This is a genomic window from Sphingomonas arabinosi, from assembly GCF_036663715.1.
In the GTDB taxonomy this organism is placed as follows: Bacteria; Pseudomonadota; Alphaproteobacteria; order Sphingomonadales; family Sphingomonadaceae; genus Sphingomonas.
In genome coordinates this window covers 286162-301212 of the sequence record NZ_JAXOJN010000006.1, presented here as the reverse complement: position 1 = coordinate 301212, position 15051 = coordinate 286162, and the positions used below count along the sequence as shown (strand labels likewise).

At 59.8% G+C, this 15051-nt stretch carries 15 protein-coding genes and 1 tRNA gene; 7 read left to right on the top strand and 9 right to left on the bottom strand.

Going from position 1 to position 15051, the window contains the following annotated elements:
• Positions 1–94 precede the first annotated feature (94 nt).
• Positions 95–226 (bottom strand): hypothetical protein, encoded by a 132-nt coding sequence (locus U1708_RS12670; RefSeq protein ID WP_332746219.1) that lies wholly within the window; start codon positions 224–226, stop codon positions 95–97.
• 190 nt (positions 227–416) lie between these two features.
• Positions 417–608: a hypothetical protein gene (locus U1708_RS12665; protein WP_332746218.1), complete on the bottom strand. Its 192-nt coding sequence runs from the start codon at positions 606–608 to the stop codon at positions 417–419.
• 197 nt (positions 609–805) lie between these two features.
• Here U1708_RS12665 and U1708_RS12660 point away from each other — a divergent pair, with 197 nt between their 5' ends.
• Entirely contained in the window at positions 806–2710 is a 1905-nt protein-coding gene (locus tag U1708_RS12660) for an SGNH/GDSL hydrolase family protein (protein ID WP_332746217.1), read from the top strand.
• 491 nt (positions 2711–3201) lie between these two features.
• Here the strand turns inward: U1708_RS12660 and U1708_RS12655 are convergent, their stop codons facing one another.
• Positions 3202–4953, bottom strand: a complete 1752-nt coding sequence (locus tag U1708_RS12655) for a glycoside hydrolase family 16 protein (RefSeq protein ID WP_332746216.1) — start codon at positions 4951–4953, stop codon at positions 3202–3204.
• A gap of 315 nt (positions 4954–5268) precedes the next feature.
• On the opposite strand from U1708_RS12655, the gene U1708_RS12650 reads away from it, so the two are divergent.
• Positions 5269–5544 carry a hypothetical protein gene (locus tag U1708_RS12650; protein WP_332746215.1) on the top strand — a complete coding sequence of 92 codons (276 nt, stop codon included), beginning with the start codon at positions 5269–5271 and terminating at the stop codon, positions 5542–5544.
• A gap of 650 nt (positions 5545–6194) precedes the next feature.
• On the opposite strand, the gene U1708_RS12645 is transcribed toward U1708_RS12650, so the two are convergent.
• A complete protein-coding gene (locus U1708_RS12645; protein ID WP_332746214.1) occupies positions 6195–6383 on the bottom strand; it encodes a hypothetical protein in 189 nt (62 codons plus the stop codon).
• Between the two features lie 443 nt (positions 6384–6826).
• Here U1708_RS12645 and U1708_RS12640 point away from each other — a divergent pair, with 443 nt between their 5' ends.
• Positions 6827–6976, top strand: coding sequence for a hypothetical protein (locus tag U1708_RS12640; RefSeq protein WP_332746212.1), 150 nt, complete (start codon positions 6827–6829; stop codon positions 6974–6976).
• A gap of 453 nt (positions 6977–7429) precedes the next feature.
• On the opposite strand, the gene U1708_RS12635 is transcribed toward U1708_RS12640, so the two are convergent.
• Complete coding sequence (locus U1708_RS12635; protein WP_332746210.1) at positions 7430–7654, bottom strand: hypothetical protein; 225 nt, start codon at positions 7652–7654, stop codon at positions 7430–7432.
• Between the two features lie 167 nt (positions 7655–7821).
• Between U1708_RS12635 and U1708_RS12630 the strand changes: the two genes are divergently transcribed.
• Complete coding sequence (locus tag U1708_RS12630; protein WP_332746208.1) at positions 7822–8091, top strand: hypothetical protein; 270 nt, start codon at positions 7822–7824, stop codon at positions 8089–8091.
• Between the two features lie 173 nt (positions 8092–8264).
• On the opposite strand, the gene U1708_RS12625 is transcribed toward U1708_RS12630, so the two are convergent.
• A complete protein-coding gene (locus tag U1708_RS12625) occupies positions 8265–8540 on the bottom strand; it encodes a hypothetical protein (protein WP_332746206.1) in 276 nt (91 codons plus the stop codon).
• Between the two features lie 318 nt (positions 8541–8858).
• Here U1708_RS12625 and U1708_RS12620 point away from each other — a divergent pair, with 318 nt between their 5' ends.
• Positions 8859–9212, top strand: a complete 354-nt coding sequence (locus U1708_RS12620; RefSeq protein ID WP_332746204.1) for a hypothetical protein — start codon at positions 8859–8861, stop codon at positions 9210–9212.
• A 12-nt stretch (positions 9213–9224) separates the two neighbouring features.
• Here U1708_RS12620 and U1708_RS12615 read toward each other — a convergent pair whose 3' ends face one another.
• Together U1708_RS12615 and U1708_RS12610 are read right to left on the bottom strand one after the other, a co-directional pair.
• Positions 9225–9500: a hypothetical protein gene (locus U1708_RS12615; protein ID WP_332746202.1), complete on the bottom strand. Its 276-nt coding sequence runs from the start codon at positions 9498–9500 to the stop codon at positions 9225–9227.
• Positions 9501–9572: 72 nt separating this feature from the next.
• Positions 9573–9890, bottom strand: a complete 318-nt coding sequence (locus U1708_RS12610; RefSeq protein WP_332746200.1) for a hypothetical protein — start codon at positions 9888–9890, stop codon at positions 9573–9575.
• Positions 9891–10138: 248 nt separating this feature from the next.
• Here U1708_RS12610 and U1708_RS12605 point away from each other — a divergent pair, with 248 nt between their 5' ends.
• Together U1708_RS12605 and U1708_RS12600 are read left to right on the top strand one after the other, a co-directional pair.
• The gene (locus U1708_RS12605; RefSeq protein WP_332746198.1) at positions 10139–10471 is read left to right on the top strand and encodes a hypothetical protein; all 333 of its coding nucleotides are present in this window, start codon (positions 10139–10141) and stop codon (positions 10469–10471) included.
• 211 nt (positions 10472–10682) lie between these two features.
• Positions 10683–14765, top strand: coding sequence for a peptidoglycan DD-metalloendopeptidase family protein (locus U1708_RS12600; protein WP_332746196.1), 4083 nt, complete (start codon positions 10683–10685; stop codon positions 14763–14765).
• Between the two features lie 80 nt (positions 14766–14845).
• Here the strand turns inward: U1708_RS12600 and U1708_RS12595 are convergent.
• Positions 14846–14935, bottom strand: a tRNA-Ser gene (locus U1708_RS12595).
• Between the last annotated feature and the right edge of the window lie 116 nt (positions 14936–15051).

Genomic DNA, 15051 nt, shown 5'->3' with positions numbered 1-15051 from the left:
ACCAGGACACCGGACCAGGTATACTTCGACCAGCCGCTTCTCGCAGCGGCATGATCAACCAGCGGCGATCCACTTATCCAGACCGCGAGCCTGTTCAGACAACCGGGGCCACCTCTGTTGAGTAGGTCGCGTACGGTGAAAGGCCACGGCGTGCGAACTCTGCCTCGATCGGCGCCAACAAGGACTCGGGGCCATCCTCAATCGCCTGGAAATAGATCGTCTGCATCTCGCATGGGCGGATGTCAGGAAGGATCTCAGCAATCAGATGATGTGTCTGACTGAAGGGCTGTGCGCCGTTGCGCATCGACTCGGGTGCGTGTTCCATCCGCTGAGCATAGCGGAACAGATAGGGAACGCAATCACGCCTGAAGGCGGTCGTTCGCGTCAGACATCGTGGTGTCTGGTCCCCCAAAAATTCACGTGTCGATCTGAACGTATTTGATCGACGTCCAAGGGACGAAGGTAACGGCGTTGTTGAAGGTCGTCAGAACACCGAGTTCGTCAGCCGTGTGCAGCGTCATTTTCACTCCACCGCCGATGTTAAGCGAGAGCGTCACCGGTAAATTACCCGCTGCGGCCATCGCTGCCTGTTGAAGTCGCTCGAGCATTATCCTCTCCCGGTTGGTCACCCGAGTTGGGCTTAAATGCAGTAAGCGGCAACCCCATCGCTGTGGCCGACGTGCACGTCTAGGAACAGAGTGTCTGGTTCCGTTGACGCATTCGCTTGACGCCTCTGATTTTGGGTGTTTCAACCAGCACGTGATAAACGTCGTCGGAGGCAGCCCGCTTCCGGAGACGTTTTCCTGTGACCAGCGCAACCGAGTTTCAAACCGACGTCGACAAGGTCGTCACGAATTTCGATCGCTTGGATCAGTACGTCAATTCGAATGGCGACGTGCAGACCGACGTCGGACCGGTGCCGTCGTTCCCGAAGTTGCTGCGGCAGTACGGCGACGTGGGTGTGGCGCGGGATGTAGCCGTAGATGCCCGCGATGACGCAGTTAGCGCACGCAACGACGCCGTGGATGCCGCTGATCGATCTGTGATTGCAGTATCGGCGACTCTGGGGGGTGGTCCCGCAATACAGGGTGGCCCAGAGGTTGGGTTTGCGAGTAACGTATCCCCCTTGTCGCCCCTGACGTGGGTGCATCCGGAGCCAGTACCGCGGGTAGGTGTGCTGCGGACGTTCACCAGCTTTGTGAAGCGGGCAGGCGCGATACGGCTAGGGTTCATTGACGACGCTGGCAACGTGGTGTTCTCGCGCGTGGTGACCTTCGCAGGCACCGGGAAGCAGACGGTTGCCGTAGCCCCCGGCGCAGTCCGTGCGGGCTGGCGCGTTTGCATCCTGGGTGATGCCAGCAACTCTGCCGAAGGTTCGGGCGCGCAGCTTGGCTATATGGCGTTCGGCACCGCATTGAGCGGCCCCGCTATTGCCGCAGACGGAACGGTCGTAACCGGCTTGAGCGTTTACATCGGCGCGACCATCGCGCTCGCGTACGACTTGGACGCCGCGGACTCGACGATCGCGCAGCGGAACCTCACCGCCAAACGTATCCCCATCTATGCCAGCACGCTCCAGTCGTATCCTGCTGCATGGGTAGAGAGCGGCACTTCACCCTGGTCGTTTGGCGCGGGTGGGATGACGTCGCCTGCTACCGGGCAAGGCTGGGGCTCCCTGATGCAGACCAACTGGTGGACCCGGCTGGAACGGCGCCTCACCCGTCTGACGCTCAGCGGCATGACCGATGCGACGATTGTGTCGCCTGCGTGGCGAGCTCCGGATCAGGGGGCACCGCTCTACGAGGGCAATGGCCGTGGTCCGTCGCTGTGCACGCTGAATTGGGTCAACCGCACCCTTGCCATCAAGATCCAGCCGAACGGCAACAGCGACCCCGGCAACGTCTATAGCGTGCCGCTATCAGCCGGGCATGTCGCGGCGAACCCGCAGCTACTGGAATGGGAGTGGCGTGTTCGCGATCAGATCCTGACGGTGACGGACATCTACTCCGGAGCGGTCACGACGCTCGCCAACCCTGTGACTGGCACTGCGACCAACACGGACCTGCCCGGCGGTAACATGAACGACGCGCTGGCCTTCTACGCTGTCGCCGGTCGGTTCACAGTCTCGCGCGCCGAAGTGCTTTACAACCGCCCCGCTCCGAAGGTGTTGGCGATCGGCGACAGCATCACGCAGGGCGATCAGCAGCTTGCGGCAAAAGTCTGGTCACGGATGTTGGACGAAGAACTAGACGGCGCTGTCGCAGTCTCTGCCATGGGCGGTGGTCGGATGCGAGGCGCGTGGCACACGTCTCGCGCTGAGATCGCGGCTTTAAAGCCTGCATGGCTTATCGTGGCTGTCGGGACGAACAACGGAGACAACGATCTCGAGACGACGCAGGCCTATCTCGGTTCGATCATCCGCCGCGCCAAAAGCCAGGGTACCAAAGTCATCCTGACCACGATCCTGAACACGGCCTATGGCAACGGCTTCGGGAGCTACAACGCGCAGAATGGCGTGATGAATGCGCTTGCCGCTGCCGACCCGGACAACGTGTTCGTGTGGCGCTGGAACCGCGCGCTCAGCATCAGTGGGCAAGGTGCAGCGGCTGATGCTTCCAAGTTCCACGGTGACCTCGTGCACCCGAACGACGCGGGCAATCTGGCGCTCTTGGCACAGCTTCACGCTGACGTTCCGCAGCTTTTCGATTGAGGAATACGGCATGACGATCCTCGACATCGACCCGGTAACCAATCAGCTTTTTTAAGCGCCGCGGTCAGAGCGCGAACGACGCCCTCGACGCGGCGCTATCGGGCAAGCCCGTCATTACCCCCGACATCGCTTCGGCTTTGCGCAAGCTCAACAAGATCGACTGACTAACGGCCCGCCTCCACAGGGCGGCAAAGACGGGCCGGCCAGTCACTTTCCGGGCATCTGGCCTACTACGAACGAAATAGCCGGCTGGAGGTTCAACGGTAACGGCCCGCCTCAAACGCCGTTTGAACGCGAAGCGGGCCGACTGGAGCTCTGGAGATATCACCAGCAGGCCTCGAACCGTCCGCTGATCAATTAGGTCCGACTTGGAAGGAAGATTCTATGACGACGGCAGAAAAGCCGGCGACCGCCCCCGCGCGCCCGGCGCACGGGACGGAGCCATATGCCCACGGAACATCACCGATGGCCCGTGGGCATATGCCGTAAGGTTAGGCGATGACGAAGACGTCTGCGGCGATGTAGTTGACTTCGGGCGTTCCGAGCCAGGCCCCGCCAGTAAACATGCCGGCATCACCATGGCCGGCGGTGTCAGTAACGAATGCCGCAGCAAGTGCGGGGGTAGCGGTCCCCACATCTGCCGGCGCTATGGCAGATGCAGTCACAGCAAGGACCGATGTCCCGGCATCGAGCGCGCGGCCTTCCGCATAGCCGTACAGGACGTAGTGGCGAGCGAGTGCTTCCTGATCGGTGCCAAACGCTGCCGTCAGGTCAGCGTTGGCCGCTGCGTAAGCAAGGGCATCGAAGCTGGTAGTCCTGTTCTCAGCTGCACCGAATTGAATGAAGTGCTGTGCTGCCGCCGTCTCGTTTGCGCCAAACGCCTGAATGAGATCGCTATAGGAAGCAAGATAGGCCCAGCCATCGAAGCTAACGTCACGGTTCTCCGTAGCACCGAACTGGATAAAATGCTGCGCACCTGCGGTTGCATCAGTGCCTAAGGCTTGGCGAAGATCGCTATACGACGCGATGTAGTCGAGCGCGTTAAACGACAATGCGCGACCCTCTGAGAAGCCGTACTGAAGGAAATGCTCCTTGCCTGATGTTGCATTCGTGCCGAAGGCAGCACGCAGATCACTGTAGCCGGCGATATAGCTTAGCCCGTCGAACGCGGCGGTGCCCGTCAGTACGCTCGACCAGGATTGGATCGCTGTGGTGCCAAAAGTCCCCTGCTCGATCCCCGTTACGTCGGTTGCTCCACGCGCCGTTACAAGGAAAGTGTGATCGCTGGCCGAGAGCAGTGAATAGTCAGACCAGAATCCACCGAGGATCAGATTGTCTGCCCCGAGACCGCCGGCGATCTTGTCAAAGCCTGTACCGGGCTGGATCGCGGCACTTCCGTTTAACCCCGTTCCAAATAAATTGAATGTCTCGCTCCGATCTGTTCCGACCAAGACATCATTACCAGCAGTACCATTATAAATAATTTGAACCGCCTCAGGCTGCTTTTCGGTATACGCTCTTATATAGTCTACTTTCATTCTCATAGCGGGGCCATTTACGTCAGCACCTTGCTCTACTGCCAGATTAGCTAACATATACATAGGCGTATGCATATCTGAGGGCGTAACTTTAGTAGCCGTTAATTGGCCGTCCAGGTAGAATGACAATGTTTCTTCAGTCCACATCAAGCCATAGGTATGAAAACCATCAACTGTCGCAGTCTCTGCGTAACTCTGCGTAGAAGAGTAGTCCTGCTTATCAAGATCCGTTGTGTGTATGGCACTGTAGACACCACGATCCCATGCGCCGTAGTGTTCCACGACGTCGACTTCTTGCCACAAGTCCGTATCAAGCGGATTCTTTGTTTGGACCGTTGGCATCAGCCAAAACGCGTCCCATGCGCCTTTCGTCCCAGACAAATCCGCGCGCATTTCGAAATAGCCGTATTTTTGAACAAAGCCACCTTGAGTCGTAATCAGTCCCGACTCCCAACTGCCGGGGTAACCCGATGGCGTTTTATCCGGAACTGCCGTAATCGTCAGAATACCATCGTTGACTTCAAATGGATCAAAACCAGAGGCAGGATCGACGAACGAAGACTTTCCAAAACCAATGTCGGAGTTATCATCGAATCGCCACTCTTGACGGATGTCCGACCATGTTGTGTTTAAGCCGGTCTGAGAAATACTTCGGTTATCGAACTCATCCGCAAAGGTGAGAACGTAGCCTATCAAGTCGACCATGAATTATCACTCCCGCTCGGGGAGGTGATACATTCAACATATTAATATCTGATAATCGTGGCTTTGGAAAAGTGGCGACCGCCTAAAGCGGCGTCAACGCCTGTCTTGCCGCCACAGCCACTCCCAAAACGCCGTCTTCCGCGATGCGCCGGCATCTGCCCAAGGCGTTCGACCCTCACATGCTCCGTTCAGCTCACCTACATGTCCGCCGCGACGTGCTCGATCACCGCGTCTTCATCGTTGCTCGTGCATAGTCGACACCGCCCAGCCATATCGAATCGTTGCAAGTTTGTTCCTGTTGCGTTCCATAGGGAGATGCACCGGCAAACACGGATCACGGTCGACTTGGCGGTCCAGATCCTGCGGGATACCCTGGCTGAAACGTCGAACGGTCGCGTCGACACAGTGCCGGTTCGCTTGGCTCTGCGCTGCCTATGGGCCTACTGCCCTGAGCGCTGGCCGCTCGTCATGTTCTGGGAGGGCGCGCAACAGGATAACGAGATTGGCCGCAGCCAGAGCGTGACGGCATCGTTCAACGGGATCGTGCGGCAGCTGCGCCGGTCGGGCGTCTATTCGGAAACGAGTGGGTGAACTCCTCCGAAATTAGATATGACATTTTGGTGACTAATGATATGGTTACCACGAACACGGCACACCAAAGCGCCGGTTCGAGAGGATTGACGTGATGCTTGTCGGCTTGCTCACCGCTTGGGTTGTAGGGTCTGTCGCATTCGGCCTGACATTGGGCTTCGTCGCACATAAGGCAAAACGACTGCGTCCCTGGTAAGGTGCAAGCCTGATTAAGCTTTCCCGATGTTAGCGTTTGGTATCGTCGTCCTGGCAATCTGGGGTGGATCGGCAGTTCTTTTTGTCTTGGCAGTGGTCGGTTCGAAGCTGAGCCGCAGAATCGACCGGTGGTTTAACGGCGGCGAATATTAGTTCCGTAGCAGTTGTTGAGGCATTGTGTCCGCGATCGCGGCAACCGGGTTCGCTACTCTCCGCCAGTTGCGGGCCGCGGCCATGTCATCCAGGACCTCCTATAGCTGCGTGGTGATGTAGGCGATCGTGGACGAACTTACCACCTGCCATCGCAGGTCAACCTCAATCGGGCTTCTTCCTAAAACGGTCCGTTATGATCATGCCGACTAAAACTATAGTGAAGCACAATATGGTGATCGTTAAGCTGCTCATAGCTCGAGGTAACAGCGCTTGGCTGCACCGCGCAATGCCGCTGCGGTCGTCTAGGGCCAGACCCGTCCCTCAATCGCGAACTTCATCGCAACGATGGCGGCTGTGACAACAACGAGATCCAACAGCATCGACGGTAGTGAGACCCGCAGCCCAAACGCAGGCCGGAGCGCTAACTGATAGGCCGCCACGATCCCGGCAAATATCAGGATCTGCCAACGGGTCTCGAAATGCTGAAACATGAACCTGCTAAGCAGGCCGGCGGCAGCCAGCAGGAGGGCAGCTCGTATGAAGTGGGATGTGAACATTCCGTCGCGGTAGGCGTGGCACTTTTCTAAGGCCAGTGGCGGTCGTGCATTTTTTGCCGCCACCCCAGCCGCAGAAGCCATTCGTGCCCTGACTCGGGAAACTCAGAGTGGACGGCAGGGATCATGGACGAGCTTGCCACCTCCACAGTTGGCCTGGGCTTCCCTCGTTCGTGGCCGCTTCCAAACCATGCAACCCGGACCTAGCGGCCGCAACGGCGGGAGCGTGACGGCCTGATATCCATGAACCAGTCGGCCGATCCATTTCGGTAACCCGAGAAAGACTGAAGCCCGTCAGCATTGGTAAGCAGACACGCCTCCGCACCGAGAAGGTCTTGGTAACCTTTGCGTCTTAGGCTCTGACCAAAGGAAATCGCAGCATGCTTATAGCTCTTACGATTTTCGTCGCCTGGATTGTTGGCAACGCTTTCCTGATGCTTGGCCTCTACCTCGCTGCCGGTGGTATGGCTGACCTGCGGAGGCTCAATCGCTTCGGCGAACGCCGCGCGAGACAGCGGACCGCCGACTAGAACAGAATCGCTGGCGCCGACAGCTAGGCATTAAAAGACGCCAACCCACAACTTAAAGGTAGCGAGCGGGACAGGTTGGCGGAATGATCGGGGAGGCGTTGCTCTGCGAACCAAACGGATCGTAAGACTGAAGCGTCAGCGGCAGTTGAGTGTACCCCGCACCGGAAGCGAATGCCTCGAGTGCCTGATACCATGGCGCTGCCAATTCTGGTGAAGTATCCCGCCCGCTCCGTGTGACACCGCAGATGCCGCGGGCGGGATACCGAGCGTCTACCGGCTTGGGTCGGCGGGCAAGGGGCGCGTAAGGCGGAAGTCTCGATTCGGCACCTTGCGCTGCCGCTTTGACGCGTTTCCGAGCCTGCCACCTCACCAGCAGATGCGCCCAGCGACCCGCCTTCTACCCCGACGACGACGGCCCCGAATTCGGTTCATCAAATGTAGCGTCAGCCGATTCTAAAACACGAGTTTCGCGACGATGGCCCAGACCAGAATGGACATCAGCAACGCAATCAAAACGCCGCGCGCAGCTTTGATTTGCCTGCTTTTGTCGAGTATCTGCCGCTGAGCTTCTACGAAGTTGAATCGTACTCTCGTTCGAACATTCGCCCGCTTACCTGCCCGCGCTGTCGCCGCTTTTGCGCCTGCGACGATTCGCCCCTTCGAAATACGGGGTGCCATGCTTGTCCTCTCGAGTAGCTAACCTCCGCTAGACGGGTAAGCTGTTCGATCAGTTCCCTTGCGTGCCTTCCTTCCTGTGCCCACACGTTCGCGCCGCTGAATCTGACGGGAACCAATCGACCTGCGCAGAACTTTAGTCTGCCAGAACGAACGACAGGGATTAAAACATGAAGAAGGCATTTGTTATCGCGATGGCAGCTGGGCTTGTCTCGCTGTCGGCTTGCAACTCCAGCCCACGCGAACAGACGGCCGATAACATCGAGTCCAACACCGAGGCTGTCGCAGATAACCTCGAAGACGCTGCGGACAACGTGAGCAACGACGCGGCCGAAGCGAGCCTTGAGAACAAGGCGGATGCCGTCCGTGCAACCGGTCAGAACCAGGCCGAGGATATGCGGACGAACGATCCCGACACTAACCTGTCGAACGGTATCTGATTTCACGAGACAGAACGAGCCGCTCCCAAGCACAGCTCGAACTGGAAGGGCGCCCGGGGAAACTTGGGCGCCCTTTTCGTATTTGGCGTATTGTCACGACGCGTGCCAATCGCCGCAGGCAGTATTCGACGGGGTCGCTTGAAGCTGGGCTGCCGACACCTCGGACGCTGTGATCATCTAATCCGTTCGCCGATTACGTGACAGAACGCGACCTCAACGGCACCATACACCCCGCCGGCGACCATCGCAGCCATGATGCGGTTGACCATCGCCCCCGTTTCCCCGCGGTCGTCGACTTGCATGCAATGGGCAAGGAACTCGTTCGCGTATTCCCGCCCCATTGTGCAAGCATGGCCGTAGTCGTCAGGCCGTTCAGGCGTCCACCAGCAGCGCGTCGCGTCGTTCCAGGTTACAAAGGTAAGGTCGGCGAACGAGTTGGTCTTAATCATGAGCGGATCTCCGTTTCGAGTCGCTGTAAAATGCTGCAATCGTTCCGTGTAATCAACGCACTTCTTAGTTGAAAGTGTACTATAAACTCGCAGTCGAAATCACTGAGATGATTTCCCCGTCTACATTGCTGACTGACGTCGAACTTGCCTCGGGCAGTACTTTATCAGTTGCATGTAAACCGAATGAGTGGTGAACAGAGCTTCGTCATCCGGAACTTCATCACCACTCGATTCGGCTGATATGCGGGCTATCTGGCTACTGCATAACGCAAGTCAAAACCCCGGCTTTGCAACCGGGTAACGCAGGGGGAGTTGTATATGGGCGGATGCGCGAAATTTATTGTGATCGGCGCCGGCTTAGTGATCGCCTTTATTGCATATGCCCTGATGTCGGGACCGGCAAAGGTCACTGCGGAAGATTACCGAACCGGGGTACACTGCTTAGGGGGGTTTGACGGGGCACTGCCAGTCTTCAGGGATGCAGTGAAAAACAGCCTCCGCGATCCCGATTCGTTTGATCTGATCGACACCACGATCACGCCGTTGAACGCCGCGAATACGCATACTGTCTCAATGACATACCGAGCGCGCAACGGCTTTGGTGGACTGGATGTGGAAACCGACAGGGCACGTGTCAGTGCCGATTGCGCAGTCCTGGAAACGCTCGACTAATCGTTGATCAGTTCAGCCGAATGCCGCGATCTCTGCGGCCGTTGGTTCCACCGCAATGGGATACTCCCCCGCCAACAGTTCCAGACGCTCGGCAGCCGTCACCGGCATGAACACCGACCTTGGCGAGACCGACCTCACACCGTCCTTCACCACGCTACCACGAACCGATTCCTTGGGATTGTAGAGGATCTGCCCGGTCGCCTTCAGAGGCTTCAGCCCAGCTTGTTGCACTCGCGCGGGCGCCGTGAACGCAGCCCCGTGGCGGAAGATCTGTTCATACTCGGACATCTCAGACGCCTCCTACACACTCTAAAACGAAGGGCGCCTGCGGTGGAGTGAAGCCGCAGGCGACCAACTGGTTTAGGCGAACTCGGCCTGCTGGTTAGCAAACAGCGAGAGTTCGGCCATCGTAGGCTCCTCTGCGGGTGGATACTGACCCTGCAGAAGCTCTAGGCGCGCCGCCGCGTTCGGCGGGACGAACATCGATCCAGGCACTGCGGTCTTCTGCGCGCCGTATGTGATCGAATTGATGGCCTTCAGGGGAACGATGCCGGCTTCCTGGATCACGGGGTCTGGCAGCGCGCCGCTCGGCGACAGGTTCGGCTTGCCGTCGGGAAGTCGCTTGCGATCAACATCGAGGGTGTCATTTCCGGTGGGGCGTGGTTTGGCGTTGGCCATGTTCATTGTCCTGACTGTTTAGTCCTACATCCCGCAAGTATGTGGGCCAGCGACAACTGCACCAACCCACATACAGTGCAGGACGATTCACCTATAGCCGAAATCAATAGATTCCCGTAATTTTGGAAGTCTTCATTCACCAAATACAACAGCGAGTTGATTAACGGTACCTGGGGGCCGGAAATTCGGTAACCCATTACGGGTGTGGTACTTACGGCTTGTCATTTGCAGAGCGGGAGTGTCGCAACTTGTCAAACATCATAACCCTCAAGCAGCTTTCCGAAGTCATTGAACGCAACCCAACAGCACTGGCGGTCGTGGCGAACATGCCGCGCATCGAAATCGACGACGTGGCATACGCAATTTCGAGAATGGCAATCGATACGGATGTCGCGCGCGACCTTGTTGCGACCGCTACTGGTCGCCCCTTAGCCGATGTTCCAAGGGGCATTCTAATGTGCGTTCAAGCCGCAATAATCGCTGCGCGGGCGATCGAAGCGCATGGCCCACAGAGTATTGCGGGTGTCTTAATCGCCGCGGTCGCCCCGGGCTTCGGCAACGAAGTGGGCAGCATCCAGTGAGCACACTTGCGAAGCCTGAGGGCACGCCCGTCGCCGAAGCTGCTTCGAATTCGGCTCACGATTATTCCGCTTTTGCGGGGACACTTTGCGCATCCATTCAAAAAGCTTCTCAGAGCGCCCGGTCGCCTTCAGTCTCCCCGCGCGAAACTCTTGCCCTGGCGGTTCTTAATGCATTCGCCCCAGACGTTGATGGTGACACGGGAAGCAGCCAATGAGCGCCCGCCCCAAAGTCGACAGCGTCCTCGTAATCCGAGCTCGCGACGACGCGACCAAGGCCGTCACCGCGATCGGCAGCGCGCTCGAGCAGTTGATCGGCACCCAGAAGCGTGTCGCATCCGGCAGCGAAACCGCGGCGACCGGGATGCAGCAGATCCTCGGCGTCCTGGCGTCACTGGACAAGGCATACTCAAAAACCGCACAGGCGGGCGACGCGGGTGCGGAAGCCCTCGAGAGGCAGAACCGTGCCATCGCTGCCAGCAAGCAGCAGTACGCGTCACTGGAAGCCCAGCAGCGTGGCGCCGCGCGTGCGGCCGACCAGTTGCGTGTGGCACTGGTCGATGCGCTGGTTAACGACGGGGATGCAGACGTCATCCGGGCGCAACTGGTCGAAGTCACGACCGAAATGAAGCACCTGGAGTCAGAAGCCGGTAAACTGCAGCGGACCATCGCGCAGCAGGAAGTCGGTTACACCCGCGCTGCATCAGGCATGGCCGAACTGGAGCGTACCACGCGGCTCGCAGGCGCAATCAGCACGTTCGCTGCGCAGGAGGCTGATGAGTACACTCGTGCCCTCAATGCACAGACGAGTGCTGCTGAGAACAACGCGAACGTTCTCCAGTCTATCGCGCGCGTCACCGGCACCGACCGCGGCCCGGCAACCGACAACGGTGCCACGTTCGCCGCGCTAGAGAAGCAGGCAGCGGCCACTGAGGCAGCAGCCAACGCAGAACGCGACCGCGCGCAGGCGGCCGAACTGACGAACAACGCCCTGCGTGCCCGTGGCCGTATCGAAGGCAACGGTGGCAGCGCGCCGAAGGCTGCCGACACCGCGTTCGCCCAGCAGTTGCGCGACGAAGAAACCGCCGCCACGGAAGCCGCCCGCGCGGAGAAGGAACTGACGGCAGCGACTGCCCGGCTGCGCGCCGAACTGAATCCGATGGGTGTCATCCAGGCAAGCCTCAACACCGAATTGGCCGAAGCAAACCGCCTGTATAAAGCGGGAAAGATCAGCGCTATTGAGCTGGCGCAGGCGACCGACCTGTTGAAGGCGAACGCCGCTCGCGCCGCTGCAATCCTAAATGGTGCACAGGGCAGCGGTGCTGGCGGCAAACCGACACTGTTCGGCCTCAAGCCCTACGAGGTGCAGAACCTCGGCTATCAAGCGAACGATATCGTCACCCAGCTGATGTCCGGCACGTCCCTTGCCCAGACCCTTGGCCAGCAGGCAGGGCAGATAATTCAGATCTTCCCACGTGTCGGCTCTGCCATCGTATCCGCATTCACAAACCCCGTGATACTTGGCTTCGTTGCGACCGTCGGCGTGGTCGTACTGGCGCTGAAGAACGCTGGCGACGAAGCCGAGCGCACGCGGAAATTCATGGGGCTGCTGGCGGCATCGGCTGACGGCGGCACGTATGGTGCTGCCCAGTTGAGCAAGGCGTCCGAAGCGCTCGACCATTATGGCCTGTCGGCTGCCGACGCCGTTACCGTGGTACGCGGGTTCGTGAAGGACGGTGTCGATCCGACCCGCATCGTGGAGTTCGGCAAGGCCGCGCAGGATCTCGCCGACGTGCTCGGCATCAAGGTGGTCGACGCCGCGCAGCAGGTTGGCGAGGCGTTCACCGGCGGGTATGAGAGCGTCAAGAAGCTGGATGACGCGACGAACTTCCTGACGTCCGCCCAGCGCGACAACATCAAGTCCCTGTTCGACCAGGGCAAGGCGGCAGACGCGCGGAACGAGGCGCTGCGTATCTTCAGCGATCAGCAGGAAGACGCTGCCAACAAGATGCGCGGCAGCTGGTCGGAGGCCGCACGGTCGCTGGGCGGCGCGTGGCAGGACTTCCTCAACGTGCTGTCGGACACCGCGCCGATCAAGGAGATCGCGAAGGAACTGGAAAGTCTCGGTCGCATCGCGTCGCAGGCCATCCGTGCGATCGCCGGTGCGAAGTCCGCGGGCGACATCAGCGCGCAGATCGCACGCGCGAACACCGTCATCGGCAACCTGGAAGGCGCGAAGGCTGCCCAGCCGAATCTGGCGGCTGCGTACGAAGCGGATATCGTCAAGATCCGGAAGCAGGTCGCCGGGTGGCAGGCCGAACTCGACAAGCTGAACGGCACCCAGAAGCAGGTCAACGACACGGTCGCCGTGCGCAGCGAACTGCAGAAGAAGCAGACGGTCGACCTCGTCACGGCAACCGATGCCGCCAAATCCGAGAAGACCGTGCTTGAGGCGACGAACGAAGCCCGACGCTCGGCAACCGAGTACGTCGAGAAGAACTTCAAGTTCGCCAGCGAGGCGGCGAAACAGGCGTACATCGGCCAGAAAGCGGAAGAGGCACGAACGGCCGCGCTGAAGAAGGCTGCTGACGAACGGAAGCGGGAGGCGAACGAAGCGAAACGCGTGGCTGATGAGGCCAAGCGCGAACGTGAACGGCTCGCCAAGCAGACCGCGTTCCTGGCGCCGGTGGACGGTCGCATTTCGTCCGGCTTCGGTGCGCGTGCAGCGCCCAAAGCAGGTGCGTCGACGTTCCACAAGGGCGTCGATTATGCCGTGCCGACGGGCACCACGGTGCGGGCGCCAGCGAACGGCGTCGTCATCGAGACCGGCACCGACGCGAAGCTGGGCAAGTTCGTCTACATCGACCACGGCAAGGGGACGATTTCGAAGTTCGGCCACCTGTCGGACAACAGCGTGGTCGAGAAGGGGCAGGTCGTCACGGCCGGTCAGGCGATCGCGAAGTCGGGCAACACCGGCAACAGCACCGGCGCGCATTTGCATTACACGGTCACCGTCAACGGAAAGCCGGTCGATCCGACCAAGGGGCTGTTCCCCGCCGACGGCAAGTCGCGGTTCCAGGTCGACCAAGCCGATGCGATCGGCAACTACGACGACGCGCAGGAGAAACTGGCCGACAAGCGCGACGCGTATCTGGCAAAGCTGGACGCGTCCACTGCCGCAACCACGGAGGATACCGAGCAACTGCGCGAGCAGGTGAACCTCAGTGGACAGTTGCTACTGGCGGCGCAGCGCGAGGCAGCGATCGAGGACGCCGTTCGGAAAGCGAAGACCGACGCCACGCAAGCCGGTGTCGATCCTGCCGACGCAGGACTCGCGCTGCGTATCGAAGCGCTGAAGGGCGTCGCCGGTGCGTACTTCGACGCAGCACATGCCAAGGACACGTTCGACGCCCAGCGGAATGACGTCGACAAGCCTGTCGCCGATCTGACGGCGCAGCGTGATGCCATGCGGGATCAAATCACGTTCCTGCGCGACAATGGACTGGACGCCGAAGCCAACCAGTTGCTGCCGCTGCTGGGGCAGGTCAACGGCCAGCTGCAGGGCGCCGTCGATAAGGCGGTCGCGTTCTACAAGGCGCTGTCGCCGGATGCCAATCCTCTGGGTCTCACGGCCGCGCAGTTGGATGCGATCGTGCTGAAGCTCGACATGGCTAAGCAGACTGCTCAGGAATGGGGGACCGTTCTAAACATATCGGCGGAGCAGATCGCCAATGCGTTCGCGAACGCTCTCACCTCTTCCATCGATGGGTTCGTGCAGGCGTTGGTCGACGGGGAGAATGCATTCGGTGCGCTGAAGGACGCCTTCCTGGACTTCGCGGCGAACTTCCTCCGTTTGATTTACCAGATGATCCTGCAGCAGATCGCCCTAAATATCGCAAAGGGCATCCTCAGTGCGGTGGGCGTCGCTGTTCCCACGCCTGTTCCGGCAAATCACACCGGTGGCATTGCAGGCCAGAACACCTCGGGAACTCGTCTTCTTAGCCCGGACGTGTTCGCAGCCGCAGCCCGGTTCCACACTGGTGGCATTGCAGGACTCCGACCCGACGAGGTGCCCATCATCGCGCAGAAGGGCGAGGAGATATTGACCCGCGGCGATGCTCGGCACCGGGCGAACGGTGGGCTGGGCGGCGGCGGCGTCCCGGTGAACCTGAAAGTCGTCAATGCAATTGATGCAGGCGACTTCGTCAGCAAAGGTCTTGATTCGGGAGTCGGTGGCAAGGCGCTGCTCAACTACATCCGCGCGAACAGCGGCGCTGTGAAGCAGGCCATCGGCTAACAGCGAACACCTTCCGGCAGGGCAGAAAGTGGGGCAGCCCCTGCCCGAAGGCCAAATTATCTAACTATTTCAGTAGTTTGTGGCGGAGAGGGTGGGATTCGAACCCACGGTACCCTCGCGGGTACGCCGCATTTCGAGTGCGGTACATTCGACCACTCTGCCACCTCTCCGCAGGTCATCCAAGGCGCTGCGAACAGTCCCTCCGATCGGTCGAAGCGCGCCCTCTAATGAAGTGACCATGGGGACGCAAGCGGATTTCAAGCTTCCGGGCACCGTCGGGCGCGTT

Excerpts from the sequence above, each read along its gene's own strand:
- U1708_RS12670 (WP_332746219.1), bottom strand. The coding sequence starts at position 226 with ATGCAGACGATCTATTTCCAGGCGATTGAGGATGGCCCCGAGTCCTTG.
- U1708_RS12665 (WP_332746218.1), bottom strand. The coding sequence starts at position 608 with ATGCTCGAGCGACTTCAACAGGCAGCGATGGCCGCAGCGGGTAATTTA.
- U1708_RS12655 (WP_332746216.1), bottom strand. The coding sequence starts at position 4,953 with ATGGTCGACTTGATAGGCTACGTTCTCACCTTTGCGGATGAGTTCGAT.
- U1708_RS12650 (WP_332746215.1), top strand. The coding sequence starts at position 5,269 with ATGCACCGGCAAACACGGATCACGGTCGACTTGGCGGTCCAGATCCTG.
- U1708_RS12645 (WP_332746214.1), bottom strand. The coding sequence starts at position 6,383 with ATGTTTCAGCATTTCGAGACCCGTTGGCAGATCCTGATATTTGCCGGG.
- U1708_RS12640 (WP_332746212.1), top strand. The coding sequence starts at position 6,827 with ATGCTTATAGCTCTTACGATTTTCGTCGCCTGGATTGTTGGCAACGCT.
- U1708_RS12635 (WP_332746210.1), bottom strand. The coding sequence starts at position 7,654 with ATGGCACCCCGTATTTCGAAGGGGCGAATCGTCGCAGGCGCAAAAGCG.
- U1708_RS12630 (WP_332746208.1), top strand. The coding sequence starts at position 7,822 with ATGAAGAAGGCATTTGTTATCGCGATGGCAGCTGGGCTTGTCTCGCTG.
- U1708_RS12625 (WP_332746206.1), bottom strand. The coding sequence starts at position 8,540 with ATGATTAAGACCAACTCGTTCGCCGACCTTACCTTTGTAACCTGGAAC.
- U1708_RS12620 (WP_332746204.1), top strand. The coding sequence starts at position 8,859 with ATGGGCGGATGCGCGAAATTTATTGTGATCGGCGCCGGCTTAGTGATC.
- U1708_RS12615 (WP_332746202.1), bottom strand. The coding sequence starts at position 9,500 with ATGTCCGAGTATGAACAGATCTTCCGCCACGGGGCTGCGTTCACGGCG.
- U1708_RS12610 (WP_332746200.1), bottom strand. The coding sequence starts at position 9,890 with ATGGCCAACGCCAAACCACGCCCCACCGGAAATGACACCCTCGATGTT.
- U1708_RS12600 (WP_332746196.1), top strand. The coding sequence starts at position 10,683 with ATGAGCGCCCGCCCCAAAGTCGACAGCGTCCTCGTAATCCGAGCTCGC.